This window comes from Tepidimonas aquatica, from assembly GCF_007556585.1.
Classification (GTDB): domain Bacteria; phylum Pseudomonadota; class Gammaproteobacteria; order Burkholderiales; family Burkholderiaceae_C; genus Tepidimonas; species Tepidimonas aquatica.
In genome coordinates, this window is record NZ_VJNA01000020.1 from 1 (window position 1) to 24,038 (window position 24,038).

Below are 24,038 nucleotides of genomic sequence, written 5' to 3' on the forward strand. Positions count from 1 at the left end.
CCAAACCCGACTGCTCACGCCGATTGGGGGCATTCCTCCGGCAGAAGCTGAGGCAAACTACTGGCGGCAACTCGCCGTCAGCGACTCCTCGATGGAGGTGTCAACTTAAACCCAACAGCCTCCTCGATTCCCGGGGCGGTTCACGCGGCCGTTGTCGGCCCGAAATTTGTCGATCTGCTGGTCGATGGCGGTGTTGAAAAACATCGCCAGGATGGCCGGCGCCGGGCCGTTGATCGTCATCGACACGCTGGTGCTGGGGTCGCACAGGTCAAAGCCGCTGTACAGCACCTTCATATCGTCCAGCGTGGCCACGCTGACGCCGGAGTTGCCCACCTTGCCGTAAATGTCCGGGCGCGGATCGGGGTCGTGGCCGTACAGCGTCACTGAGTCAAACGCCGTCGACAGACGCTTGGCGGGCATCCCTTCGGACAGCAGCTTGAAGCGGCGGTTGGTGCGAAACGGGTCGCCTTCGCCGGCGAACATGCGTGTGGGGTCTTCGTTTTCGCGCTTGAAGGCAAACACCCCGGCGGTGTAGGGGAAACTGCCGGGCACGTTTTCCAGCATCAGCCACTTCAGCAGCTCGCCGTGGTCTTCGTACTTGGGCAGCACGACCTTGCGGATCTTGTTGCCGCTCAGCGTCGTGTGCACCAGCCGCGTGCGCACCTCCTTGTCGCGGATTTTGACCACATACTCGTCGCCGGCGTAGGCTTTCTGCATGTCGGGCCACTGCGCCAGCAGCTTGCGTGCGTCGGGGTGCAGGCGCTGCTCGCGCTGCGCGGCCAGGTCCAGCGTGGCTTCGGCGGCTTTGGGCCGGTGGGGCTTGTCCACCGCCAGCATCGCCGCGGTGGCACGCAGCTGCTGGATTTCGCGCGCCAGCCGGGCTTGCTCGTGCACGCGCCGCTTGTAGGCGCGCACGGTGTCGGCGATTTCGGCCAGGTAACGACTGCGTTGCGGCGGCACGATCGCGTGTAGGTTGGAGCTGTGGCGCGTGTGCACGCGCGGCAGCCGTCCGCCGTCCACGCCCAGCGGCAGGTGCAGCCCCAGCTCGGCCAGCCGCAGCAGCAGCGCTTGGTACAGCGCGGTGACGCCGTCGTCGTTGAAGCGCGCCGCCATCGTGCCAAACACCGGCATGTCCTCTGGGCGCTTGCCCCATGCCTCCTTGTTGCGCTGCACCTGCTTGGACACGTCGCGCAGCGCGTCCAGCGCGCCCTTGCGGTCGAACTTGTTGATGGCGACGAACTCGGCAAAGTCCAGCATGTCGATCTTTTCGAGCTGGCTGGCCGCGCCGAACTCCGGTGTCATCACGTACAGCGGCACGTCCACGTGCGGCACGATCGCGGCGTCGCCCTGGCCGATGCCGGACGTTTCGACGATCACGAGGTCAAAGCCCGCCACCTTGCACGCGGCGATCACGTCCGGCAGCGCGGCCGAGATTTCGCTGCCAAAGTCGCGCGTGGCCAGGCTGCGCATGTACACGCGTGGACCCTGCCGCCACGGGCCGATCGCATTCATGCGGATGCGGTCGCCCAGCAGCGCGCCGCCGCTTTTGCGGCGGCTGGGGTCGATGCTGATGACGGCCACGCGCAGCGCGTCGTCCTGGTCCAGCCGCAGGCGGCGGATCAGCTCGTCGGTCAGGCTCGATTTGCCCGCACCCCCGGTGCCGGTGATGCCCAGCACCGGCACACGCACCTGTCGGGCTTGCTCGCGCAGCGCTTGCAGCAGTGCAGGGTCGGCCCGACCGTTGTCCAGAGCGGTGATCAGTTGCGCCAGCGCCCGCCACGCGGTGTCGCTGTGGCCCTGAATGGCCTCCAGCGAGCGCGGCGCGTAGCCCGAGAGGTCATGGTCGCAGCGCATGACCATCTCGCCGATCATGCCCTGCAGCCCCATGCGCTGGCCGTCCTCGGGGCTGTAGATCCGGGCCACACCGTAGTCCATCAGCGCGCGGATTTCGCTGGGCACGATGACGCCGCCGCCGCCGCCAAACACCAGCACGTGGCCGGCGCCGCGCGCGCGCAGCTGGTCCACCATGTAGGTGAAAAACTCCATGTGCCCGCCCTGGTAGGAACTGACGGCAATGCCCTGCACGTCTTCCTGCAGCGCGGCGGTGACGATCTCGTCCACCGACCGGTTGTGCCCCAGGTGGATGACCTCGGCCCCCATGCTTTGCAGGATGCGGCGCATGATGTTGATGGCGGCGTCGTGCCCGTCGAACAAGCTGGCGGCGGTGACGAAGCGCACCTTGTGCGTCGGGCGGTACTGGGCCAGGGCTTGGTAGTCGGCGCTCAGTTGGGTCACGGCGGTCTCCTGCGGCTGGTGGGGTGGGGCGCAAGTTTAGTTTGACGTTTACGTAAACGTCAATGGTGGCCCACCGCCCCCACGGTCGGCAACCTTCGGCGTTATCAAGCCGCATGGCTACCGGAGGGCGGCAGGCTTGTTTTTGACGCTGCGGTCGTATTCGTATACTATCTGGAGTATTTAGCTGAACGTGATGCAGCGCCTTTGCCATGACCACCGTGCACGACCCCGAGCGCAAAAAAGCCTTGTTGTTGCGCCTCAAGCGCGTCGAGGGGCAGTTGCGCGGCATCCAGCGCCTGATCGAAGGCGACGCCGACTGCGAGCAGGTGGCGCAGCAACTGGCCGCCGCCCGCAAGGCGCTGGACAAAACCTTTTATGCGATGGTGGGCTGTGTGATGGTGCAGGGGGACACCCCGCCCGACGACGTGGCCAACCTGCTGGCCCGTTTTGCCTGAAGTTCCGCTTACGGCTACGATGACGTGTATGCGACCGATCCAACTGTTTGACCCCGACTCATGCACCTACACCTACGTGCTGTTCGACCCTGACACGCGCGAAGCCGTCATCATCGACCCGGTGGACGAGCAACTGGAGCGTGACCTGCAGGTGTTGCGCGAGTACGGTCTGCGCCTGCGTTGGGTGGTGGAGACGCACGCGCACGCCGACCACATCACCAGCGCGCTGCGGCTGGCCGAGCACACCGGCGCACGCACCGCGGCTCCAGCGGCGTGCGGCATCGTCACCGTGCACCAGCCGCTGCACGACGGCGACGAGTTGCCGTTTGGCGCGCAGCGCTTGCGTGCGCTGGCCACGCCGGGCCACACCGCCGGCAGCATGAGTTACGTGTGGCAGGTGGAGGGCCGCACGCACGTGTTCACCGGCGACACCTTGCTGATCGGCGGCTGCGGCCGCACGGACTTCCAGTCCGGCAACGCCGAGGCGCTGTACCGCAGCATCACCGAGGTGCTGTTCGCGCTGCCCGACGACGCCATCGTGTGGCCGGGGCACGACTACCACGGCCGCACCCACTCCACCATCGGCCACGAAAAGGCGCACAACCCGCGGCTGGCGGGCAAGACCCTAGCCGAGTTCGTGGCCATCATGGCCAACCTCAACCTGCCCAAACCGCACCGCATCGACGAAGCGGTGCCGGCCAACCTGCGCGGCGGCGTGCGCCACGACGCCGACGGCGCCGAGCGCGAGGTGCCCCGGCCAGCGCAAGGCTACGCAGGCGACATCGCGCCGGAGCTGGCCTGGACCTGGGTGCAGCAGGGGCAGGCGCTGCTGGTGGACGTGCGCACCGACGCCGAGCGCGAGTGGGTCGGCTACGTGCCCGGTGCCGTGGCGCTGGCCTGGAAGCAGTGGCCTGGCATGCAGCCCAACCCCGGGTTCGACGACGGTGTGCGGGCCTTGCTGCCGCAGGGCAAGCCGTTGTTGATGCTGTGCCGCAGCGGGGCGCGCTCGATCGCGGCAGCGCGCCGGGCCACCGAGCTGGGGGCCACCGCCTACAACATCCTGGAGGGGTTCGAGGGCGACCTTGACGCTGACGGCCACCGCGGCACGCTGGGTGGCTGGCGCAGGCGCGGTTTGCCGTGGCGCCAAAACTGATCGGCCGCCGCGGTGGGCGGGCGGTGCACCGGTTTATGATGGCTGCATGACACCGGTGGCCCCGCACGACACCACGCTGCTGGCGCTCGACGTCGGCAACACGCGCCTGAAGTGGGCGCTGTACGACGCCCCCCTGCCGGGGGCGCGGCTGCTGGCCCACGGCGTGCAGTTCCTCGAAAATATCGAAACCCTGGCCGAAGGCGACTGGCGCCAGCTGCGCGCGCCGCGCTGGGTGCTGGGCAGCATCGTGGCCGGCGCCGGCGTGCGCCACCGCGTCGAAGAGCAGCTCGAACAATGGGACGCCCCGCCGCAGTGGGTGGTGCCGCGCGCGCAAGAAGCGGGCGTGGTCAACGGCTACGACCACCCGGCGCGGCTGGGCTCAGACCGCTGGGTGGCCATGATCGGGGCGCGCCAGCGCCTGCTGGCGCGCGGGCAGCAGCGGCCCTGTATCGTCGTCATGGTGGGCACGGCGGTCACGGTGGAGGCGCTGGACGCCGACGGGCATTTTCTGGGCGGCATCATCCTGCCCGGGCACGGCATCATGCTGCGCGCGCTGGAGTCCGGGACCGCGGGCTTGCACGTGCCCACCGGCGATGTGCGGCCCTTTCCGACCAACACCAGCGACGCGCTGACCAGCGGCGGCACCTTTGCCATCGCCGGCGCGGTGCAGCGCATGTGGGACAACCTGCGCGCGCACTGCCAGCAAGACCCCGTGTGCCTGATGACCGGCGGTGCGGGTTGGAAAATGGCGCCGTACATGACGGTGCCGTTCGAGCTGGTCGAGGGCCTGATTTTCGATGGGCTGCTGACGATCGCGCGCGAGCGCTTCGGCATGGCCGCAGCCGCCATGGCCGCCGCCACCCCGTCGGCGCTGGGCGCCGCGCGCTGACGCGGGTCGTCAGCGCGTTTGGGCCAGCCACGCCCGCGCCAGCTCCACCCACAGCGTGGCCCCCAGCGGAATCAGGGCGTCGTTGAAGTCGTAGCGCGGGTTGTGCAGCGTGCACGGCCCGGCATCGTGGCCCGGCCCGTGCTCGGCGCGGTGCGCGCCGTCGCCGTTGCCAATGAAGAAGTACGCCCCCGGCTTGGCTTGCAGCATGTAGGCGAAATCCTCCGCCCCCATCGTTGGCTCCTGCGGGTGCACGGCGTCGGGGCCGACCAGGTCGCGCATCACCTCGGCCACGAACGCGGCGGGCGCGGCGTGGTTGACGGTGGGCGGGTAGTTGCGCCGCAGCGCAAAGTCGGCCTGCAGGCCGTAGGCAGCGGCCACGCCGTCGGCGATGCCGCGCATGCGCGCCTCGATCAGGTCCAGCGCCTCGACGCTGAACGTGCGCACCGTGCCTTGCAGTTCCACATGGTCGGGGATGACGTTGGTCGCTTCACCGGCGCGCATCATCGTGACGGAGATCACGCCGGGCTCCACCGGCTTCAGGTTGCGGGTCAGGATGGTTTGCCACGCCTGCACCAGCTGGCACGCCGCGGGCACGGGATCTTGCGCCAGGTGGGGCAGGGCGGCATGCCCGCCTTTGCCACGCAGCGTGAGGTGAAATTCGTTGCTGGAGGCCATCACCGGCCCGGCGCTGACGGCGAAGTGCCCCGCTGGCAACCCGGGCCAGTTGTGCATGCCAAAGACGGCCTGCACCGGCCAGCGCTCGAACAGGCCGTCGGCGATCATTTCGCGCGCGCCACCGCCGCCTTCTTCGGCCGGCTGGAAGATCAGCACCACGGTGCCGTCGAAGTCCCGCGTGCGCGCCAGGTGCTCGGCCGCCGCCAGCAGCATCGCGGTGTGGCCGTCGTGGCCGCAGGCGTGCATGCGCCCAGGGTGGCGGCTGGCGTGCGCAAAGGTGTTGAGCTCGGTCATCGGCAACGCGTCCATGTCGGCACGCAGGCCCACCATGCGGCCACAGGCGCCGCCGTCGCGCCCGTGCACGATACCTACCACGCCCGTGCGCCCCAGGCCCTCGTGCACCTCGATGCCGCACTGCCGCAGCCGCTCGGCCACCCGCGCGGCGGTGCGCCGCTCCTCGAAACACAGCTCAGGGTGCGCGTGCAGGTCACGCCGCAGCGCGGCGTACTCGGCGGCGCGCTGCACGATCGGTTCGATCAGCTTCATGCCGCCATCGTAGCGCCTGCCGCCGCGGCGCGGAAGGCCAATGCCCCGCGCGACCCCTGCGCCATCGTGGGCGGTCTATGATGGGCGTATGACGCACGCTGCCTCCACCCACGGCACGGCCGCGGCACCGGCGCACGACGCCACGGTGCTGGGCGCCTGCCCGCACGACTGCCCCGACACCTGTTCGCTCGTGACCACCGTGCGCGCTGGGCGGGCCGTGTACCTGCGTGGCAACCCTGACCACCCGCAGACCGCCGGGGTGTTGTGCACCAAGGTCAGCCGCTACCTGGAACGGGTCTACCACCCGCAGCGCCTGACGCAGCCGCTCAGGCGTGTCGGCCCCAAGGGGGCGGGACGCTTCGAGCCCGTGTCGTGGGACGAGGCGCTGGACGATATCGCCGCGCGGCTGCGCGCCATCGCCGCGCGTGACCCGCAGGCCATCGTGCCGTACAGCTACGCCGGCACCATGGGCCTGGTGCAAGGCGAAGCGATGGCGGCGCGCTTCTTTCACCGCCTCGGCGCGTCGCTGCTGGACCGCACCATTTGTTCCAGCGCCGGCGCGGCTGCGCTACAAGTCACGTTGGGCGGCAAGGTCGGCATGCCGGTGCACACCTTTGCCGACAGCCGGCTCATCCTCATCTGGGGCAGCCACAGCATCGCCAGCAACCTGCACTTTTGGCGCGTGGCGCAGCAGGCCAAGCGCTGCGGGGCCAAGCTGGTGTGCATCGACCCGCGCCGTACCGAGACGGCCGACAAGTGCGACCTGCACTTGGCGCTGCGGCCGGGCACCGATGCCGCGCTGGCCTACGCGCTGATGCACGAGTGCTTCGTGCACGGCTGGGTGGACCACGACTACCTGCAGCGCCACACGGTGGGTTGGCAAGCGCTGCGGGCGCGCGCTCTGCAGTGGCCCCCGGCGCGCGCGGCGGCGGTGTGCGGCCTGCCGGTGGCGGCGATCGAGGCGCTGGCGCGCGAGCTGGGCGCCTGTTTCGAGCGCGGCGAGCCCATCGGCATTCGCCTCAACTACGGCATGCAGCGCACACGCGGCGGCGGCAACGCCGTGCGCGCGGTGGCCTGCCTGCCGGCCGTGCTGGGGGCGTGGCGGCGCCGTGGCGGTGGCTTGCTGTTGTCCAGCTCCGGCTGGTTTCCGGTGCAGCGCGACGTGCTGTACCGCCCGGACCTGCTGGCGCGCAGCCCTTGCCCGCAACCGCGCACCATCAACATGAGCACCATCGGCGACGCCCTGCTGCATCCCGGCGGGGGCAGCTTCGGGCCGCGTATCGAGGCGCTGATCGTCTACAACAGCAACCCTGCGGCCGTGGCGCCGCAGTCAGGGCGGGTGGTGCAGGGCCTGCGCCGCGATGACCTGTTCACCGTCGTGCTGGAGCAATTCCAGACCGACACCGCCGACCATGCCGACTACCTGCTGCCGGCCACCACGCAACTGGAACACTGGGACATCCACCTCAGCTACGGCCACACCGACGTGCTGCTGAACCGCCCTGCGATCGCGCCGCAGGGGCAGGCGTGGCCCAACACGGCGGTGTTTCGGGCGCTGGCGCGCCGCCTGGGGTTCGATGAACCCTGCTTCGACGACGACGACCTGACGCTGTGCCGGCAGGCGTTTGGCACGGCGGTGGACTTCGAGCGGCTGCTGCGCGATGGCTGGGCGCCGCTGCCGGTGCCCGACGTGCCGTTTGCCGACGGGGGTTTTCCGACCCCGTCGGGCAAGTGCGAGCTGTTCAGCGCCGCGCTGGCGGCGCAGGGGCTGGATGGGTTGCCCGAGGTGTTGCCGAACCACGAACCCGCCGGGGCCGACCCACGTTACCCGTTGGCAATGATTTCACCGCCGGCACGGCACTTTCTCAACTCCACCTTCGTCAACGTCAAGTCACTGCGTGACGCCGAGGGTGAGCCGTGTCTGGAAATCCACCCGGATGACGCCGCCCCGCGCGGCATCGCCGACGGTGACACCGTCGAGGTGTTCAACGACCGCGGGCGGCACCGCACCCGCGCGCGCGTCACCACCCGCGCGCGCCCCGGTGTCGTCGTCGGCCTGGGTATCTGGTGGCGCAAGGACGGGCTCGACGGCACCAACGTCAACGAGCTGACCAGCCAGGCGCTGACCGACCTGGGCCGAGCCCCCACCTTTTACGACTGTGCCGTGCAGGTGCGCCGCTGCGCAGCGGCGTGACCTGGCGGTTCGGACGACCGTGGGCCCAGCCGCTGCGCTCGGCACGGGCCGCGGCGTCGCGCGGCGGTGCTGGTTATTCGAGTGTGTCCACCAACGCGGCGTAGCGGCGCATGGCCTCGTCACGGGCCAGGCCCTTGAGCTTGGTCCACGCATCCCACTTGGCGCGCGCCACCAGGTCGGTCAGGCCCGGCTTGGGGCTGGTGTTGTCGCCCTCGGTGGCTTGCTTGTACAGCGCGTACAGCTGCAGCAGGGTGTTGTTGTCCGGGCGGCGCGTCAGCGTCTTGACGCGCTGCAGCGCGGCTTCGAAGGCGGTTTGGGCGTCGGTGCTCATGGCCAGTAATAATACGAACGTTCGTTCGTTTGTCAACCGTGACCTGCCGCAGGCGGCTGGCTGCACTCGCAGCAGCGTTCAGCGCGTGGGCGCCGACAGCCCCGGGATCACCGGGTACGCCGCGGGCGGCGCGGAGGGTCTGCCCGCAGCGCGTTGATGCGATGCCGCACCTAAGGGCTGTGCGGTGGGCGGGGCCGGGGGCTGTGGCGGAGCGGACGGAGCAAGGTTGGCGCCGCGCCCCGCGGCTGCGGCTTGCGCCAGCTCCGTGCCGTAGCTGCGCCCGTTGACCCGAAGCCCCTGGGCGGAGAGTTTTTCGGCCGTCTTGGGGCCGACGCCAGCCACGCGCGCTTGCAAATCGTCCCACCCGCTGAAGGGCCGGTGCTGACGGGACTGCACGATGCGCTGCGCGAGCACGGGCCCCACGCCGCTGAGCGTGACCAGCTGCGCCGCGCTGGCCTGGTTGGCCTCCAGCACCTGCGCCAGTGCAGGCATGCACGCCGCCAGCCACACCCATGTCAGCGCCCGGATGCACGCACGCAGGCGGATCCAACCCGCACGGACGCCAGTTCGGACAAACGTCGGCATCGACGGCTCCTCCCTTCGAGATCCCCAACCATGGCGCACTGCGCCAACCACGGCATACACCAACGCCGCGCCAAAGACTCTACCCCACCGTTGCGCCGCCGCGCAACGGGTTGGGGCCATGGTCGTCGGGCAGGGAGGGCGCCTTGGGGGCGGCTGACCTTCGGTCCTGCCCCAGGGGAAAGGACTGCATCGGTCTACAATGGGCAGAGCTCGCCGTCGGTACGCCGACATGCTTGATCGACCCCCTCAACGAGCCGACGGCGCACGGGGCTACATCCGCTGAGACGACCTTGAGCGCATGATTGCTGGTGGCGGCCTGCATCGGCCTACCCCCAATAGGGAATGTATTGCTTATGACGATACTCGTGACCGGTGGCGCGGGCTTTATCGGCGCCAACTTTGTGCTGGACTGGTTGGCGCAGTCCGATGAGCCGGTGGTCAACCTGGACAAACTGACCTACGCCGGCAACCTGGACAACCTGGCCAGCCTGCAGGGCGATGCGCGCCACACCTTTGTGCAGGGCGACATCGGCGACCGTGCGCTGGTGCAGCGGCTGCTGGCCCAGCACCGGCCGCGGGCGGTGCTCAACTTCGCGGCGGAGAGCCACGTGGACCGCTCGATCCACGGCCCCGAGGACTTCATCCAGACCAATGTCGTGGGCACCTTTCGGCTGCTGGAGGCGGTGCGGGCCTACTGGAGCAGCCTGCCGGCGCCCGAGGCGGCGGCGTTTCGCTTCTTGCACGTCAGCACCGACGAAGTGTTTGGCAGCCTGGGGCCGCACGATGCCCCGTTCACCGAACAACACCGCTACGAGCCCAACAGCCCGTACTCGGCCAGCAAAGCCGCCAGCGACCACCTGGTGCGCGCCTGGCACCACACCTACGGGCTGCCTGTGCTCACCACCAACTGCTCCAACAACTACGGGCCGTACCACTTCCCCGAAAAGCTCATACCGCTGATGATCGTCAACGCCTTGGCTGGCAAGCCGCTGCCGGTGTACGGTGACGGCCAGCAGGTGCGCGACTGGCTCTACGTGGGTGACCACTGCAGCGCCATCCGCCGCGTGCTGCACGCGGGCCAGCCTGGGCAAACCTACAACATCGGTGGCCGCAACGAAAAAACCAACCTGGAGGTGGTGCGCACCGTGTGCGCGTTGCTCGACGAGCTGGCGCCGGCCCCGGCGCGCGCCGTCGTCGATGCGCGCACCGGCCAGCCCGTGCGGCACTACAGCGAGCTGATCACCTTCGTGACCGACCGGCCCGGGCACGACCGGCGCTACGCGATGGACGCCAGCAAAATCGAACGCGAACTCGGGTGGACGCCGGCCGAGACGTTCGAGACGGGCTTGCGCAAAACCGTGCGCTGGTACCTGGACCACCCCGAGTGGGTGCAGCGCGTGCAAAGCGGTGCGTACCGCGCGTGGCTGGCCCAGCACTATGGCGCGGCGGTGGCGGCATGAGCGCCCCGCGCATCCTGCTGCTGGGCAAAGACGGCCAAGTGGGCTGGGAGCTGCAGCGCGCGCTGGCGCCGCTGGGCGAGCTCGTGGCGCTGGGCCGCGCCGGTGGCACCGAGCCCGCCACGGGCGCGCCGCTGGTGGGTGACCTCGCCGACCTCGAAGGTTTGGCGGCCACCGTGCCGGCGGTGCGGCCGGCCGCCATCGTCAACGCCGCCGCCTACACCACGGTGGACCAGGCCGAGCGTGAGCCTGAGCTGGCCCAGCGCATCAACGCCGACGCCGTGGCCGTGCTGGCCCAGGCCGCCGCCCGCTGCGGGGCGTGGTTGGTGCACTACAGCACCGATTACGTCTTCGATGGCCGCGGCGAACGCCCGTGGCGCGAAGACGACCCGACGGCGCCGCTGAGTGTGTACGGCCACAGCAAACTGGCGGGCGAAGAGGCTGTGCGTGCGAGCGGCTGCCGCCACCTAATCCTGCGCACCCAGTGGGTGTACGGCGTGCGCGGCGGCAACTTCGCGCGCACCATGCTGCGGCTGGCGCGCGAGCGCGATGTGCTGCGCGTGGTGGACGACCAATGGGGCGCGCCCACCGGGGCGGACCTGATCGCCGACGTCACCGCCCACGCCTTGCACCGTGTGCTGAGCGCTGGCGGCGCGGCCGACACGTTCAGCGGCACCTACCACTTGGCCGCCGCCGGTGCGACGACCTGGTGCGGCTACGCGCGCTACCTGGTCGAGCAAGCCCGGCAAGCCGCGCCCGACGCCGGTTGGCGCGTGCAGGCGATCGAACCGATCCCCACCGCCGCCTACCCCACGCCAGCGCGCCGCCCATCCAACGGGCGGCTCGACACGACGCGCCTGCAAACCACATTCGGGCTGCACCTGCCGCCTTGGCAGCACGGGGTGGCGCGGTGGGTGGCCAGCGTTGCACCCACGCTACGCTGCTGCGCGCCCACGGGTACTGGGCATTGACCGCGCAGCCCGAGGCTGATACTGTCACAACCGCCCAACACACAAGCACCGCTCGAGGGGAAGACCATGAACCCTAAACGATGGATCGTGGGGCCGGCGCTGGTAGCGCTGCTGGCCGCGGGGGGGTGCTCTCACGCGCCCATCCCAGTGGCTGAAAACTTTCCCTACACGGCGCAAAAAAAAGTGCGTTCCGCAGGCCATTGGGACGTGGTGGCGCAGCACGCCATGGCCACGACGCTGGAGCGTACTGGACAGGCGGGTGGTCGAGCCACGGTTGTGCAAGTTACCCTGCCGGACAATCCCAGTGTTTTCGACCGTGTCTTCCGCGAAATGCTGCTGACCCACTTCAGCCAAGCGGGTGTGCAAGTGGTGGAATCGGCCGACGCCCCCATCAAGGTGGTGTACAAAGCCCAGCTCGTGCGTCATTCAAGCGATCGCCCCCACCTGATCCCTGGGATATTCACGGCCTTGACGGCGGGTGTGTACGTCGCGCACTACTTGGGCGTGCATGCGCACCAAGATGCCGCCTTGGCCGGCGGTCTCGGGTTGGCTGCGGTGGCTGACATCGCGCGCAGCCAATACACGGGTGGCCCCACCCACACCGAGCTCGTGTTGACCACGAGCATCATGCAAGGTGACCGGCACTTAGGGCGCATGACCAGCGTGTACTATCTCGAGGACGCTGATGTCGGCTTGTTCATGCAGCCGCCGCGTCTGCCTGCCGTGCGTGAGTACAAGGTGGTGTCACAATGAAACCGCATGTCTGGCTGGGGAGCTTGGTCTTGTCAGTGGCCGCCATCACGCTGGGGGGGTGCAGCTCCACCCCGGCAGCGCAGGCGCTGCCCACCTACGAGCAAGCGGCATCCCACCCGTTTATCAAAGCCAACCGCGAAGCGCTGCAGCAACTGGTGGCTGGTCTCAGCCCCGCCGACGCGTCGCCCATGCTGGTGGCCACGATCGTGGATGTCAACGACTTGCGCGTCTCGTCGCCGTTGGGACGCACGCTTTCCGAGCAGTACAGCTCGGCCGCTGCGGCGGCAGGGGTGGACGTGCGCGAGATGAAGCTGCGGGGTGACGTCTTCGTGCGCGAACAAACCGGCGAACTGCTGCTGTCGCGTGAGCTCAAGGACATTGCGCGCACCCACCAGGCCAGGGCGGTGCTGGTGGGTACGTACTCGGTGGCCGGTCAGTTTGTGTACGTCAGTATCAAGCTTGTACGCACCGAGTCCGGGCAGATTCTGCGCGGTTATGATTACGCCCTGCCGATGGATCGGGAGGTGCAGCGGTTGGTGCGCAAGCCCACGGGCGACTACTGACGGCCAGCCGCTCCTTGCGCCGCATGGGGGCGGGTTTCTTCGTTCAATCATCACCGCCTGATCCCGCCGGGTCGGGTGGCTTCCGTTTATGCGCAAAGGCATCATCCTGGCCGGCGGCTCCGGCACCCGCTTGCACCCGGCCACGCTGGCCGTCAGCAAGCAGTTGCTGCCGGTGTACGACAAGCCCATGGTGTACTACCCGCTCAGCACGCTGATGCTGGCCGGCATCCGCGACGTGCTCGTCATCAGCACGCCGCAGGACACCCCGCGCTTTGCCCAACTGCTGGGGGATGGCAGCCAGTGGGGCATGAATTTGCAGTACGCCGTGCAGCCCAGCCCGGACGGGTTGGCGCAAGCGTTCATCATCGGCGCGGACTTTTTGGCTGGCAGCCCTTGCGCCATGGTGCTGGGCGACAACATCTTCTACGGTCACGACCTGGAAACGCTGCTGCAAGCCGCGTACGACCAGCCCTCAGGGGCCACGGTGTTTGCCTACCATGTGCACGATCCCGAGCGCTACGGCGTCGTCGAGTTCGACGCCCAGGGGCGTGCCGTCAGCATCGAAGAAAAACCTGCGCGGCCGCGCTCCCACTACGCGGTCACCGGGCTGTACTTTTACGACGCGCAGGTGGTGGACATCGCGCGCGCGGTGCGCCCCAGCGCCCGCGGCGAGCTGGAGATCACCTCGGTCAACCAGGCCTACCTGGAGCGCGGCCAACTGAACGTGCAGATCATGAAGCGCGGCTACGCCTGGCTGGACACCGGCACGCACGACAGCTTGCTCGAAGCGGGGCAGTTCATCGCCACGCTGGAGCGGCGCCAGGGCCTCAAGATCGCCTGCCCAGAGGAGGTGGCCTGGCGCCAGGGCTGGATCGACGACGCCCAACTGCAGGCCCTGGCCGAGCCGCTGGCCAAAAGTGGCTACGGGCGCTACCTGCTGGGCCTGCTGCAGGGTGAATCGCCATGCCCTACACCGTGACCCCGACGGCCATTGCCGATGTGCTCATCCTCACCCCGCGCGTGTTCGGGGACGAGCGTGGCTTCTTTTTGGAAAGCTTCAACCAGCGCGACTTCGAGGCGGCCACCGGGCTCAGCGGCATCGCCTTCGTGCAGGACAACCACAGCCGCAGCCGCCGCGGCGTGCTGCGAGGGCTGCACTACCAGCTGCCGCCGCACGCGCAGGGCAAGCTCGTGCGTGTGGCGCGCGGGGCGGTTTTCGATGTGGCGGTGGACATCCGGCGCGGCTCGCCGACCTTTGGCCGGTGGGTGGGGGTGGAGTTGAGTGAGTCCAACCACCGCCAACTCTGGATCCCGCCCGGGCTGGCGCACGGCTTTCTGACGCTGACCGACAGCGCCGACTTTCTCTACAAGGCCACCGACTACTACGCGCCCGAGTCGGAGCGCTGCATCCGGTGGGATGACCCGACGATCGGCATCGACTGGCCGTCGTTGGGCATGGCCCCGCTGCTGTCGGCCAAGGACCGGAAGGGTGCATTGATGTCGCAAGTCGTGCAGGCGGGCAGTCTTTTCATATAGGAATCAAGTATGATCCCGCCCTGTGAGCCACCTGCATATCACCGCGCCCCTGTCGCCGACGCCTGAGCAGCGCGAGCGGCTGGTCGCGCTGCAGGCGGCGTTCGCCCGCGCGTGCAACCTGCTGGCCCCGGTGGTGCAGCAGCATCGCTGCTGGAACCGCGTGGCGCTGCACCACTTGGCCTACCGGCAGCTGCGGCAGGCGATGCCCGGGCTCGGCTCGCAGATGGCCTGTAACGCCATCTATTCGGTCTGCCGGGCGGCGCGCTTGGTGTATCAGCATCCGGCCAGCCCGTTTCACGTCCAGCGCTTGGGCGCACGTCCGCTGCCGCTGCTGCGCTTCACCGACAGCTGCCCAGTATATTTTGACCGGCACACGCTGAGCGTGCGCCCCGGCGGCCTGTCGATGTTCACGCTCGATGGCCGGCTGCGCTTTGAGCTGGCGCTGCCGGAACAGCTGGTGCAGGCGTTCGGCCGCCTTCGGCTGCGCGAGGTGGTTCTGACCGGTGCGGCCGAGGCGGCGTATGCGCTGACGTTTTCGCTCGGCGACGCCGAGGCCGCCGCGGACGAAGCGCAGCCCGAGCTGCACGTCCAGCCCGGGGACGAGGGCGAATGCTCCGTCCTCTGGCCCCCCTATCTCCAAGTGGAGCCTGCATCCCATGTCCTCCATCCCTGATGCCGCCGGTGCTGCCCGATCCGTGGGGCTGAGCGCGGCGCTGCAGCCGCTGTGGCCGCTGGTGCGGCGCGCCTGGGGCTTTGCCGCCGTGGCGGCGCTGCTGGTGCTGGCCCCAACGTTTTACATGTTCGAGGTCTATGGCCGTGTGGTCACCAGCCGTAGCCACGTGACGCTATTGATGTTGACGCTAGCGGTGGTGCTGGCCTACGCCGTGATGGAGCTGCTCGAGTGGGTGCGCAGCGAAGTGATGCGTGACGCCGGCGACTGGTTCGACCGCCAGCTGGCCCCGCGCGTGGTCGATCTCATCCACGAGATGAATCTGCGCCGTCTCGGCGTCGGCAGCGTGCAGCCGATGGTGGATCTGCGCACGCTGCGCGACTTCTTCCAGCAGCCGGCCATTGCCGCGGCGATGGAGGCGCCGCTGGCGGCGGTGTTCCTGTTGATCCTGTTCCTCATTCACCCGGTGCTCGGCTGGGCGGCGCTGATCGGCGCCGTGCTGCAGGTTGGTCTGGCGTGGTGGAACGAGCGGCTGACGCAGCCGCCGCTCAGCGCCGCCAACCGCGCCGCGATCGCCGCGCAGCAGACCGCCGACGGCATGCTGCGCAACGCCGAGGTGGTGGAAGCCATGGGCATGCTGCGCGGGCTGCGCGCGCGCTGGTGGACGCTGCAGCAGGAGTTCCTGTCATTGCAGGCGCTGGCTTCCAACCGCGCCGGGGCATTCGCGGCGCTGACCAAATGGATCCAGGTCGTGTGGTCGTCGCTGCTGCTTGGGCTGGGGGCGTGGCTGGTGCTGGAAAACGCATTGCCCGGCGCCGCGGCGATGATGATCGTCGGCTCGGTGCTGGGCGGGCGGGTGCTGGCGCCGCTGGTGCAGCTGGTCACGCAGTGGCGCACGGTCATCACGGCGCGCGATGCCTGGAAGCGGCTTGACCAGCTGCTGCGCCAGCTGCCACCGGCGCCTGAGGCGATGCCGCTGCCGGCGCCGCGCGGCCACCTGGCCGTGGAGGGCGTGCTGGTGCCGCCCCCGGGCGGGCAGGCGCCGATCCTGCGCGGCGTCAGCTTTGCCCTGCAGCCGGGCGAGGTGCTGGCGGTGGTGGGCCCCTCAGGCGCCGGCAAGACGACGCTGGCACGCGCGCTGGTGGGTCTTTGGCCGTCGCTGGGCGGCAAGGTGCGGCTGGATGGCGCCGACGTCTTTACCTGGCGCAAGGAAGAGCTTGGGCCCCACCTGGGCTACCTGCCGCAGGGGGTGGAGCTGCTGGAAGGCACGATCGCCGAGAACATTGCCCGCTTCGGCGAGGTGGACCTGCGCCGCGTGCGCGAGGCGGCGCGTTTGGTCGGACTGGATGCCTTCATCGAAACCTTGCCGCAGGGTTACGACACCGAAGTCGGCCCCGATGGCCTGATCCTCTCCGGCGGTCAACGGCAGCGCGTGGCGCTGGCCCGCGCGCTCTACGGAGAGCCGGTGCTGGTGGTGCTGGACGAGCCCAACGCCAGCCTCGACGAGGCGGGCGACCAGGCGCTGGCGCAGGCCATCCAGACGCTCAAAGCGCGCGGCACCACCTTCGTCGTCATGACGCACCGCACCAGCATCCTGCCGGTGGTGGACAAGATGCTAGTGCTGGTTGACGGCGCCACGCGCGCCTTCGGCCCGCGCGATGAGGTGCTGGCCGCGCTGCGCGGCCAGCCGCCGGCCCAGCCGACGCCAGCCAACCCCGTGGCCACCCCCGGCCCGGCCGCCACGATGGCGGGGGTCTGAAAGCGAACGCCATGTCACAGAAAGCCAACGTGTCCAATCCCAAGCCGCGCGGCAGCGAGCTGCGCCGCACGCTGTGGGCCTTCCGGCGCGAGTTCTATGCGGTTGGCCTGTTCAGCATGATTGCCAACGTGCTGATGCTGACGCCGACGCTCTACATGCTGCAGGTGTATGACCGCGTCCTCATCAGCCGCAGCGAGCTGACGCTGCTGGCGGTGTCGCTGCTGGCGCTGTTTTTGCTTGCCATCATGGCGGTGGCGGAATGGCTGCGCTCGCGCGTGCTGGTGCGCGTGGGCATGCGCATCGATGACGTGCTCAGCAACCGGGTCTTCCAGGCGTCGTTCGACGCCAGCCTCGGCCCCAACGACGCGCGCCAGGGCCGTGCGTTTGCGGACCTGACCGAGCTGCGCCAGTTCATCACCGGCAATGGGGTGCTGGCGTTCTTCGACCTGCCGTGGGTGCCGGTCTACATCGCCGTGCTGTTCGTGATGCACCCGCTGCTCGGGTGGCTGGCGATCGGCTTTGCGCTTGTGCAGACCGCCATGGCCTGGTGGGGGCACCGCAGCGCGCTCGTGCCCATCGAGGCGCTGCAGCGCATGCAACAGGAGGAAAGCCGCTTCCTGCAGGCTAAACTGCGCAACGCCGAGGTGGTGCAGGCCATGGGGATGCTGCCGGGGCTGAAGGCGCGCTGGCAGCGCCGCCACGACGAGGTGCTGGAGCAGCACGCGCGCACGCACGCCCGCTCGCACCGCGCCACCGCCTGGAGCAAGTTCGTGCGCTACTGCCAGCAGTCCTTCATGCTGGGCGCGGGCGCGCTGCTGGTCATCGATGGCGAACTCACCGCGGGCGCGATGATCGCCGCCAGCGTGCTGGGCACGCGGGCGCTCGCGCCGATCGACCTACTGGTCGGCACGTGGAAGGGGTTCTTGAGCGCCCGCATGGCCTGGCAGCGGCTGGAGCGGCTGCTGCAGCGGCACCCGCCGCGCGACACAGCGCTGCGCCGTGTGGCCCCGCAGGGGCTGCTGACGCTGCGCGGCGTGGTGGCCAGCGCCGCGGGCCGCGCCGAGCCCATTCTCAAGGGCATCGACCTCGAATGCCGGCCCGGCACCGTCACGGTGGTGATGGGGCCGTCTGGCAGCGGCAAATCGACGCTGGCGCGCGTCATCGTGGGCATCTGGCCGCAGGTGCAGGGGGAGGTGCTGCTCGACGGCCTGCCGCTGGACGGCTGGAACCGCGATGAGCTCGGGCCCCACCTCGGCTACCTGCCGCAGGACATCGAAGTGTTCGACGGCACCATCGCGCAAAACATCGCCCGCATGGACGAGCCGGATGCCGAGGCCGTCGTGCGCGCCGCCCGCACCACCGGGCTACACGCTGCCATCCTGCGTTTTCCCAAGGGCTACGACACGCCGATGGGCGAGGCCGGCCAGCTGCTCTCCGGCGGGCAGCGCCAGCGCGTCGCCTTGGCGCGCGCGCTCTACGGCGAGCCGCGCCTCGTGGTGCTGGACGAGCCCAACGCCAATCTCGACGACGCCGGCGAGGCCGCGCTGCAGCAGGCGCTGCAGGCGCTCAAGGCCGAGCGGCGCACCGTGGTCGTCATCTCCCACCGCCCGGGCGTGCTCGCGGTGGCCGACCGCGTGGTGCTGATGCGCGACGGGCGCATCGTCGCGCAGGGTCCGCGCGATCAGGTGCTGGCCGCGCTGCGCCCGGGCGCAGCCCCGGCGGCCGCCATGCCTGCCGCACCCGAGGGCGGCGGCCTGCCCGCCGTGGCTTGAGCCGGATCCCGATACCCGTGAATGCCCGTACCGAAAGCCTGAACCCATGAACGAAATCGCTTCCCCCGCCGGCGCGCGCGCCGGCGTCCCGGCCGAGGGTGATGCCTCCCCCGGCGCCGACCGCCTGCTGCCCCGGCCTGCCAGCCGCGCCACGCGCTGGGGCGTGCTGGCGGTGCTGCTGGGCTTCGGCGGCTTTCTCGCCTGGGCGGCGCTGGCGCCGCTGGACGAGGGCGTGCCCGCCCACGGGGTCGTCGCCATCGACACCAAGCGCAAGGCCGTGCAGCACTTGAGTGGCGGCATCGTGCGCCAGGTCCTCGTGCGCGAAGGCGACGTCGTGCAGGAGCAGCAGCCGCTGATCCTGCTGGACGACAAGACCGCGCGCGCCAATTACGAGGCCGTGCGCCAGCGCTACCTCGGTCTGCGGGCGATGCAGGGTCGCCTGCTGGCCGAGCAGGTCGGCAGCGCCAGCATCGCCTGGCACGAGGATCTGCTCGCGGCGCGCGACGACCCGTGGATCGCGGCCCAGATGCAGGCCCAGCAGCAGCTGCTGCGCTCGCGCCGTGAGGGGCTGCAGGCGGAGCTGCGCGCGATCGACGAGGCCATCGAGGGCCAGCAGGCGCTGCTGCGCGCCTACCAGGGCGTGCTGCCGAGCCGGCGCGAGCAGCTGGTGTTGTTGCAGGAAGACCTGCGCAACATCGCCAGCCTCGTGGCCGAAGGTTACGCACCGCGCTTGCGCCAGAGCGAACTGCAGCGCCAGGTGGCCGAGCTGCAGGCCCAGCAGACCGAGCTGCTCGGCAATATCGAGCGCGCGCAGCGCGCGATCGCCGAGCTGCGCCAGCGCGCGCTGGCGCGCCAGCAGGACTACCGCAAGGATGTCGAAAACGAGCTCACCCGCGTCAACCTCGAGGCGCAGGCCGATGCCGAGCGCTACCGTGCGGCGCTTGCAGATTTGCAGCGCACCGAGATCCGCGCTCCCGCGGCCGGACAGGTGGTGGGGCTGGCGGTGCAGACCGTCGGTGCTGTCATTCAGCCCGGCCAAAAGCTGATGGACATTGTGCCGGAAGACGAGCTGCTGCTGCTGGAGGCACGGCTGGAGCCGCACCTCATCGCCAAGGTCGGGCCGGGCCTGCGGACCGATGTGCGCTTCTCCACCTTCTCGCACGACCCGCAGCTGGTGGTGGAGGGGGAGGTTGTCTCCGTCTCCGGCGACCTGCTCACTGACCCGCACACCGGCGCGGGCTTTTACCTGTTGCGCGTGGTGCTCACGCCGCAAGGTATGGCGGCGCTCGGGCAACGCCGCTTGCAGCCGGGCATGCCGGCCGACATCATCATCAAAACGGGTGAGCGTTCGTTGCTGACCTACCTGATGGGCCCGCTGGTGCGCCGGGTCGCCGCCAGTCTCAAGGAGGAGTGAGCCGATGCCGTCCCCCTCACTGCAAACGCTGGCCGCGCGTGGGCCGCGCTGGCTGCGCCTGGGCGGTGCGGCCCTGATCGCGTGTGCGGCGCTTAGCCCGGCCGCAGCGCTGGACTTGACCGAAGCCTATCGGCTCGCGCTCGACAACGACGCGACGGTACGCGCTGCGCGTGCCGCCGCCGAGGCCCAACGCGAACGCCTGCCGCAAGCGCGCGCCCAGCTCTTGCCCAACATCGGCGCCAGTGCCGCGCGCGCCCACAACGACCTCACGCGCACCCAGGCCAATATCCTGGGACAACCCGTCACCAGCGACGAGCGCTACTACAGCAAAAACGCCAACCTGACGTTACGCCAGCCGCTGTACCGCCCTGCGCTGTGGGCCGCTTTGGAGCAAGCACGGGCCGTCGTGGCCGATGCCGACGCCACCCTGCAAGCCGAACTGGACAACCTCGGGCCCCGCGTCGCCAGCGCCTACTTCGAAACCCTCTACGCGCACGACCAATTGGCGCTCGTGCGCGAGCAAGTGCGGGTTGCGCAAATCCAGCTCGACGCTGCTGTCAAGGCCTGGCAAGCCGGCACCGGCACCCGTACCGATGTCGACGAAGTGCAAGCTCGGCTGGACTTGCTACGTGCAGACGAGCTGCGCGCGCGCCAGCAGCTCGACTTTACCCGTCACGGCCTGCGCGCGCTCATCGACCGCGAACCCGACGCCCTGGCTGTCCTCGACCCGCAGCTGCTCGTGCTCAGTCCCCCGCAACCGCTCGACCTCGATGCGTGGGTGGCCAAGGCCGAGCAGGGCAACCCGACCTTGCAAGCCCTGCGAGCCCGCGTCCAAGTCGCCGAGCAAGAAGTCCGGCGTGCCCAAGCGGGGCACCTGCCCACGCTCGACGCTTACGCCCAGGTCACCCACAGCGCCAGCGAAAACGTCACCACTCCCAGCTCGCGCTACACCAACCGCAGCGTCGGCGTGCAGTTCAACCTGCCGCTGTACGCCGGGGGGGGCGTCAACTCCGCCACGCGCCAAGCCATGGCTGAACTGACGCGGGCCCAAGAAACCCTGCAAGCCACCCGCCGCGATCTCGGCGTGCGTCTGCACCGCGAATACCGCGCCATCACCGAAGGCATCGAGCGCGTGCGGGCACTGGAGCGCGCGGTGGCCGCCGCCGAGCAAGCCGTCATCTCCAACCAACGCTCCTACGAGGCGGGGGTGCGCACCGTGCTCGATGTCCTCAATGCCCAACAACAGCGCCAAACCGCCTTGCGTGACCTGGCGCAAGCCCGCTACGAAGTGCTGCTGGCGCGTGTGCGCCTGATGGCGCTGGCCGGCGAGAATGTCGAAGCGGAAATCGAGCGCATCAATGCGGCGCTGCGTGCACAGCCCTGATATCGCCCAGTTATGTTGTACCCCGTTATCCTCAGTGGTGGGGCAGGCACGCGCCTGTGGCCGATTTCGCGCGAATCCCACCCCAAGCCCTTCATCCAGCTACCCGACGGACAAACGCTCTTGCATAAAACCTACCGTCGCGCTGTCAACTTGCCCAACGTCGGCGAAGTCATCACCGTCACCAATCGCGACTACTACTTTCGCACCAAGGACGAATACCAGGCGACCCAAGCGCGCCTGGCAAGCACCTATTTGCTCGAACCCGTGGGGCGCAACACCGCCCCTGCGCTGGCCATGGCCGCGCTGTATGTTGGGGAACGCTTCGGCCCCGAAGCGGTGCTGCTGGCCTTGCCGGCCGATCATCTCATCGCCAACCCCGACGCCTTCGGTCAGGCCGTTGCTGCGGCAACACAGCTGGCGCAGCAGGGCTGCCTGGTCACCTTCGGCGTGCAGCCCACCGCTGCCGAGACCGGCTACGGCTACATCCAAGTAGGCGACCCTCAGCCGCCGGGCTACGCGGTGCGTCGCTTCATCGAAAAACCCGACGCCGCCAGCGCCGCGGCTTTTCTTGACAGTGGCGGTTTTTATTGGAATGCGGGCATGTTCTGCTTTCAAGCCCAGAGCCTGCTGCACGCCATGGAGCGCGCCTGTCCGCACCTGTTGCAAGCGGCACGCCAGTGCTGGGCGCTCACCACCCAGTCGGGCACCCCCGGCAGCGGCATGGTCGAGCTGCATGCGGCCAGCTTTAGCCAGCTTCCCGACATCTCCATCGACTACGCCGTCATGGAGCAGGCGCACAACGTCGCCGTCGTGCCGTGCGATCTGGGCTGGAGTGACATCGGCTCCTGGAGCGCGCTCAGCCAACTCGTCGAACCCGATGAGCACGGCAACCGCCACATCGGTCACGCGGTGGCGCTGGACTCGTACAACACCTTCATTCAGAGTGAGCGGCACCTCGTTGCCGCCGTGGGCGTGCGCGACTTATTTGTCGTCAACACCGACGACGCCGTTCTCGTCGTGCATCGCGACAAAGTGCAGGATGTCAGACAAGTCGTGCAACATCTCAAGCAGCACGGACACGAGGCGTACCGCTTGCATCGCACGGTCGTGCGCCCGTGGGGCACCTATACCGTGCTGGAGGAGGGGCCGCGCTTCAAAATCAAGCGTATCGAAGTGCGGCCCGGGGCGGCGCTCAGCCTGCAGATGCACCACCACCGCAGCGAACACTGGGTCGTCGTCAGCGGCGTCGCACAGGTCATCAATGGCGAGCAGCACATTTTGGTGCGCACCAACGAATCCACCTATATTCCGGCCGGCCACAAGCACCGGCTCATCAACCCGGGCAAAGTCGACCTCGTGCTCATCGAAGTGCAGTGTGGCGACTACCTGGGCGAAGACGACATCGTGCGCTTTGATGACGACTACGGCCGTGCCGATCCTCCACGCTCCTGATGCCCACCTGTGCCCGGGCACTGAAGCAAGCGCCGAGCCGCTGCGGGTGCTGCACCTGGGCAAATACCTTCCCCCGCCGCCCGCAGGGGTCGAGGCCCACATCGACACCCTGTTGCGCCACCTGCCCAACTACGGCGTCGAACCGACCCTGGTGGCTGGGGATAGCCCGGCGGCGCCGCAGCACCCGCCCACCACCCCCTATCGCACCGTGCTCGCGCGCAACTGGGGGCGCCTGGCGTCCGCGTTCATCACACCGGGTGTCGTTGCGTTGGCGATGCGCGAGTGCCGCCGTCATCGCTGCCAACTCGTCCACCTGCACCTGCCCAACCCGTGGGCCGACGTGATCGTGCACGCCATGCCGCCGCAGCTGCCCATCGTGGCCACCTGGCACAGCGATATCGTGCGACAACGCTGGGCACTTCCCCTGTACCGGTATGTGCAGCGCGCAACGTGCGCGCGCTTGCGCAGCCTCATCGTCCCCACGCTGGCCCACCAGCAGGGCAGCACGCAAATCCCGGCGCATGCCGACGTGGCGGTCATTCCCTACGGCATCGAGACCGAGCCGCTCGATCCCCGCTGGGCCGACCCGGCCACGACCGCCACCTTGCGGCAATGGGCCGCTGGGCGTCCCATCATCCTCACCGTCGGTCGCCACGTGTACTACAAGGGCTACGCGTATTTGATCGATGCGCTGCATGCCATGCAAACCTCGGCGGTCCTGGTCATGATCGGGCAGGGGCCGCTGACGGCCGAATTGCAGGCACAAGTGCGCCAACGCGGCTTGAGCGACCGTGTGCTCTTTCTCGGCCGCGCCGGCCACGCGCAGCTCGTTGCGGCCATGCATGCCTGCCAGCTCTTTACCCTGCCGTCCATCGAGCCGGCCGAAGCCTTTGGGCTGGCCAGCGCGGAAGCCATGGCCTGCGGCAAACCCACGGTCGTCTGCGACCTCGGCAATGGCGTCAACGTCCTCAACCGCCATGGCGTCACCAGCATCGTCGTGCCGCCGCGCGACGTACGTGCGCTGGCGGCCGCGCTGGATACCCTGGCCAGCAACCCGGCGCAGTGCGAGCGCCTGGGTCAGGCCGCCCGCCGCCACATCCACGAGCGCTTCTCTGCGGCAGCCATGGCGCAGGCCACGGCCCAGCTCTATCGCCGCCTGCTCGCCCCCGCCACACCCGCCTGAC

The 24,038-nt window shown here is 69.2% G+C and carries 20 protein-coding genes and 1 pseudogene; 17 read left to right on the forward strand and 4 right to left on the reverse strand.

What is annotated here, in order from left to right; translation table 11 throughout:
- Positions 1–144: 144 nt before the first annotated feature.
- Positions 145–2,295 (reverse strand): annotated as a pseudogene (locus tag Taqua_RS08545) (methylmalonyl-CoA mutase family protein); the annotation flags it as partial.
- A gap of 209 nt (positions 2,296–2,504) precedes the next feature.
- On the opposite strand from Taqua_RS08545, the gene Taqua_RS08550 reads away from it, so the two are divergent.
- The 3 genes from Taqua_RS08550 to Taqua_RS08560 are packed head-to-tail and all read left to right on the forward strand — an operon-like array spanning position 2,505 to position 4,792.
- Positions 2,505–2,750, forward strand: coding sequence for a metal-sensitive transcriptional regulator (locus Taqua_RS08550; RefSeq protein ID WP_144326277.1), 246 nt, complete (start codon positions 2,505–2,507; stop codon positions 2,748–2,750).
- 28 nt (positions 2,751–2,778) lie between these two features.
- Entirely contained in the window at positions 2,779–3,903 is a 1,125-nt protein-coding gene (locus Taqua_RS08555; protein ID WP_144326278.1) for an MBL fold metallo-hydrolase, read from the forward strand.
- Between the two features lie 46 nt (positions 3,904–3,949).
- Positions 3,950–4,792, forward strand: a complete 843-nt coding sequence (locus Taqua_RS08560; protein WP_144326279.1) for a type III pantothenate kinase — start codon at positions 3,950–3,952, stop codon at positions 4,790–4,792.
- A gap of 9 nt (positions 4,793–4,801) precedes the next feature.
- On the opposite strand, the gene Taqua_RS08565 is transcribed toward Taqua_RS08560, so the two are convergent.
- Positions 4,802–6,013, reverse strand: a complete 1,212-nt coding sequence (locus Taqua_RS08565; protein WP_144326280.1) for a M20 aminoacylase family protein — start codon at positions 6,011–6,013, stop codon at positions 4,802–4,804.
- An 88-nt stretch (positions 6,014–6,101) separates the two neighbouring features.
- Here Taqua_RS08565 and Taqua_RS08570 point away from each other — a divergent pair, with 88 nt between their 5' ends.
- Positions 6,102–8,207 carry a molybdopterin-containing oxidoreductase family protein gene (locus tag Taqua_RS08570; protein ID WP_144326281.1) on the forward strand — a complete coding sequence of 702 codons (2,106 nt, stop codon included), beginning with the start codon at positions 6,102–6,104 and terminating at the stop codon, positions 8,205–8,207.
- 73 nt (positions 8,208–8,280) lie between these two features.
- Here the strand turns inward: Taqua_RS08570 and Taqua_RS08575 are convergent, their stop codons facing one another.
- Both Taqua_RS08575 and Taqua_RS08580 read right to left on the reverse strand, forming a co-directional pair.
- Positions 8,281–8,538 carry an acyl-CoA-binding protein gene (locus Taqua_RS08575; protein ID WP_144326282.1) on the reverse strand — a complete coding sequence of 86 codons (258 nt, stop codon included), beginning with the start codon at positions 8,536–8,538 and terminating at the stop codon, positions 8,281–8,283.
- Positions 8,539–8,616: 78 nt separating this feature from the next.
- Positions 8,617–9,123 (reverse strand): ComEA family DNA-binding protein, encoded by a 507-nt coding sequence (locus Taqua_RS08580; RefSeq protein ID WP_144326283.1) that lies wholly within the window; start codon positions 9,121–9,123, stop codon positions 8,617–8,619.
- A gap of 353 nt (positions 9,124–9,476) precedes the next feature.
- On the opposite strand from Taqua_RS08580, the gene rfbB reads away from it, so the two are divergent.
- The 13 genes from rfbB to Taqua_RS08645 all read left to right on the forward strand — a co-directional run bounded on the left by rfbB (position 9,477) and on the right by Taqua_RS08645 (position 24,037).
- Positions 9,477–10,583, forward strand: a complete 1,107-nt coding sequence (gene rfbB, locus Taqua_RS08585; protein ID WP_144326284.1) for a dTDP-glucose 4,6-dehydratase — start codon at positions 9,477–9,479, stop codon at positions 10,581–10,583.
- Positions 10,580–11,551, forward strand: coding sequence for a dTDP-4-dehydrorhamnose reductase (gene rfbD / locus Taqua_RS08590; RefSeq protein ID WP_058615465.1), 972 nt, complete (start codon positions 10,580–10,582; stop codon positions 11,549–11,551). Before rfbB ends, rfbD begins: the two co-directional genes overlap by 4 nt.
- Positions 11,552–11,617: 66 nt before the next feature.
- A complete protein-coding gene (locus tag Taqua_RS08595) occupies positions 11,618–12,304 on the forward strand; it encodes a hypothetical protein (RefSeq protein ID WP_144326285.1) in 687 nt (228 codons plus the stop codon).
- Between the two features lie 35 nt (positions 12,305–12,339).
- On the forward strand, positions 12,340–12,867 hold the full coding sequence (locus Taqua_RS08600; RefSeq protein WP_235587504.1) for a FlgO family outer membrane protein: 528 nt from the start codon (positions 12,340–12,342) through the stop codon (positions 12,865–12,867).
- An 88-nt stretch (positions 12,868–12,955) separates the two neighbouring features.
- Positions 12,956–13,846 carry a glucose-1-phosphate thymidylyltransferase RfbA gene (rfbA, locus tag Taqua_RS08605; RefSeq protein ID WP_144326286.1) on the forward strand — a complete coding sequence of 297 codons (891 nt, stop codon included), beginning with the start codon at positions 12,956–12,958 and terminating at the stop codon, positions 13,844–13,846.
- A complete protein-coding gene (rfbC, locus tag Taqua_RS08610) occupies positions 13,831–14,403 on the forward strand; it encodes a dTDP-4-dehydrorhamnose 3,5-epimerase (protein ID WP_058615469.1) in 573 nt (190 codons plus the stop codon). Before rfbA ends, rfbC begins: the two co-directional genes overlap by 16 nt.
- Positions 14,404–14,425: 22 nt before the next feature.
- Positions 14,426–15,076, forward strand: a complete 651-nt coding sequence (locus Taqua_RS08615) for a hypothetical protein (protein WP_058615470.1) — start codon at positions 14,426–14,428, stop codon at positions 15,074–15,076.
- Positions 15,060–16,832 carry a type I secretion system permease/ATPase gene (locus Taqua_RS08620; RefSeq protein WP_058615471.1) on the forward strand — a complete coding sequence of 591 codons (1,773 nt, stop codon included), beginning with the start codon at positions 15,060–15,062 and terminating at the stop codon, positions 16,830–16,832. The genes Taqua_RS08615 and Taqua_RS08620 overlap by 17 nt, the downstream gene beginning before the upstream one ends.
- Before the next feature lie 11 nt (positions 16,833–16,843).
- Entirely contained in the window at positions 16,844–18,604 is a 1,761-nt protein-coding gene (locus Taqua_RS08625) for a type I secretion system permease/ATPase (RefSeq protein WP_058615472.1), read from the forward strand.
- A gap of 46 nt (positions 18,605–18,650) precedes the next feature.
- Positions 18,651–20,018: an HlyD family type I secretion periplasmic adaptor subunit gene (locus Taqua_RS08630; protein ID WP_144326287.1), complete on the forward strand. Its 1,368-nt coding sequence runs from the start codon at positions 18,651–18,653 to the stop codon at positions 20,016–20,018.
- Between the two features lie 4 nt (positions 20,019–20,022).
- Complete coding sequence (locus tag Taqua_RS08635; RefSeq protein ID WP_144326288.1) at positions 20,023–21,402, forward strand: TolC family outer membrane protein; 1,380 nt, start codon at positions 20,023–20,025, stop codon at positions 21,400–21,402.
- Between the two features lie 12 nt (positions 21,403–21,414).
- Positions 21,415–22,854: a mannose-1-phosphate guanylyltransferase/mannose-6-phosphate isomerase gene (locus tag Taqua_RS08640; protein WP_143969578.1), complete on the forward strand. Its 1,440-nt coding sequence runs from the start codon at positions 21,415–21,417 to the stop codon at positions 22,852–22,854.
- Complete coding sequence (locus tag Taqua_RS08645; protein WP_185969593.1) at positions 22,832–24,037, forward strand: glycosyltransferase; 1,206 nt, start codon at positions 22,832–22,834, stop codon at positions 24,035–24,037. Before Taqua_RS08640 ends, Taqua_RS08645 begins: the two co-directional genes overlap by 23 nt.
- Position 24,038: the final 1 nt, after the last annotated feature.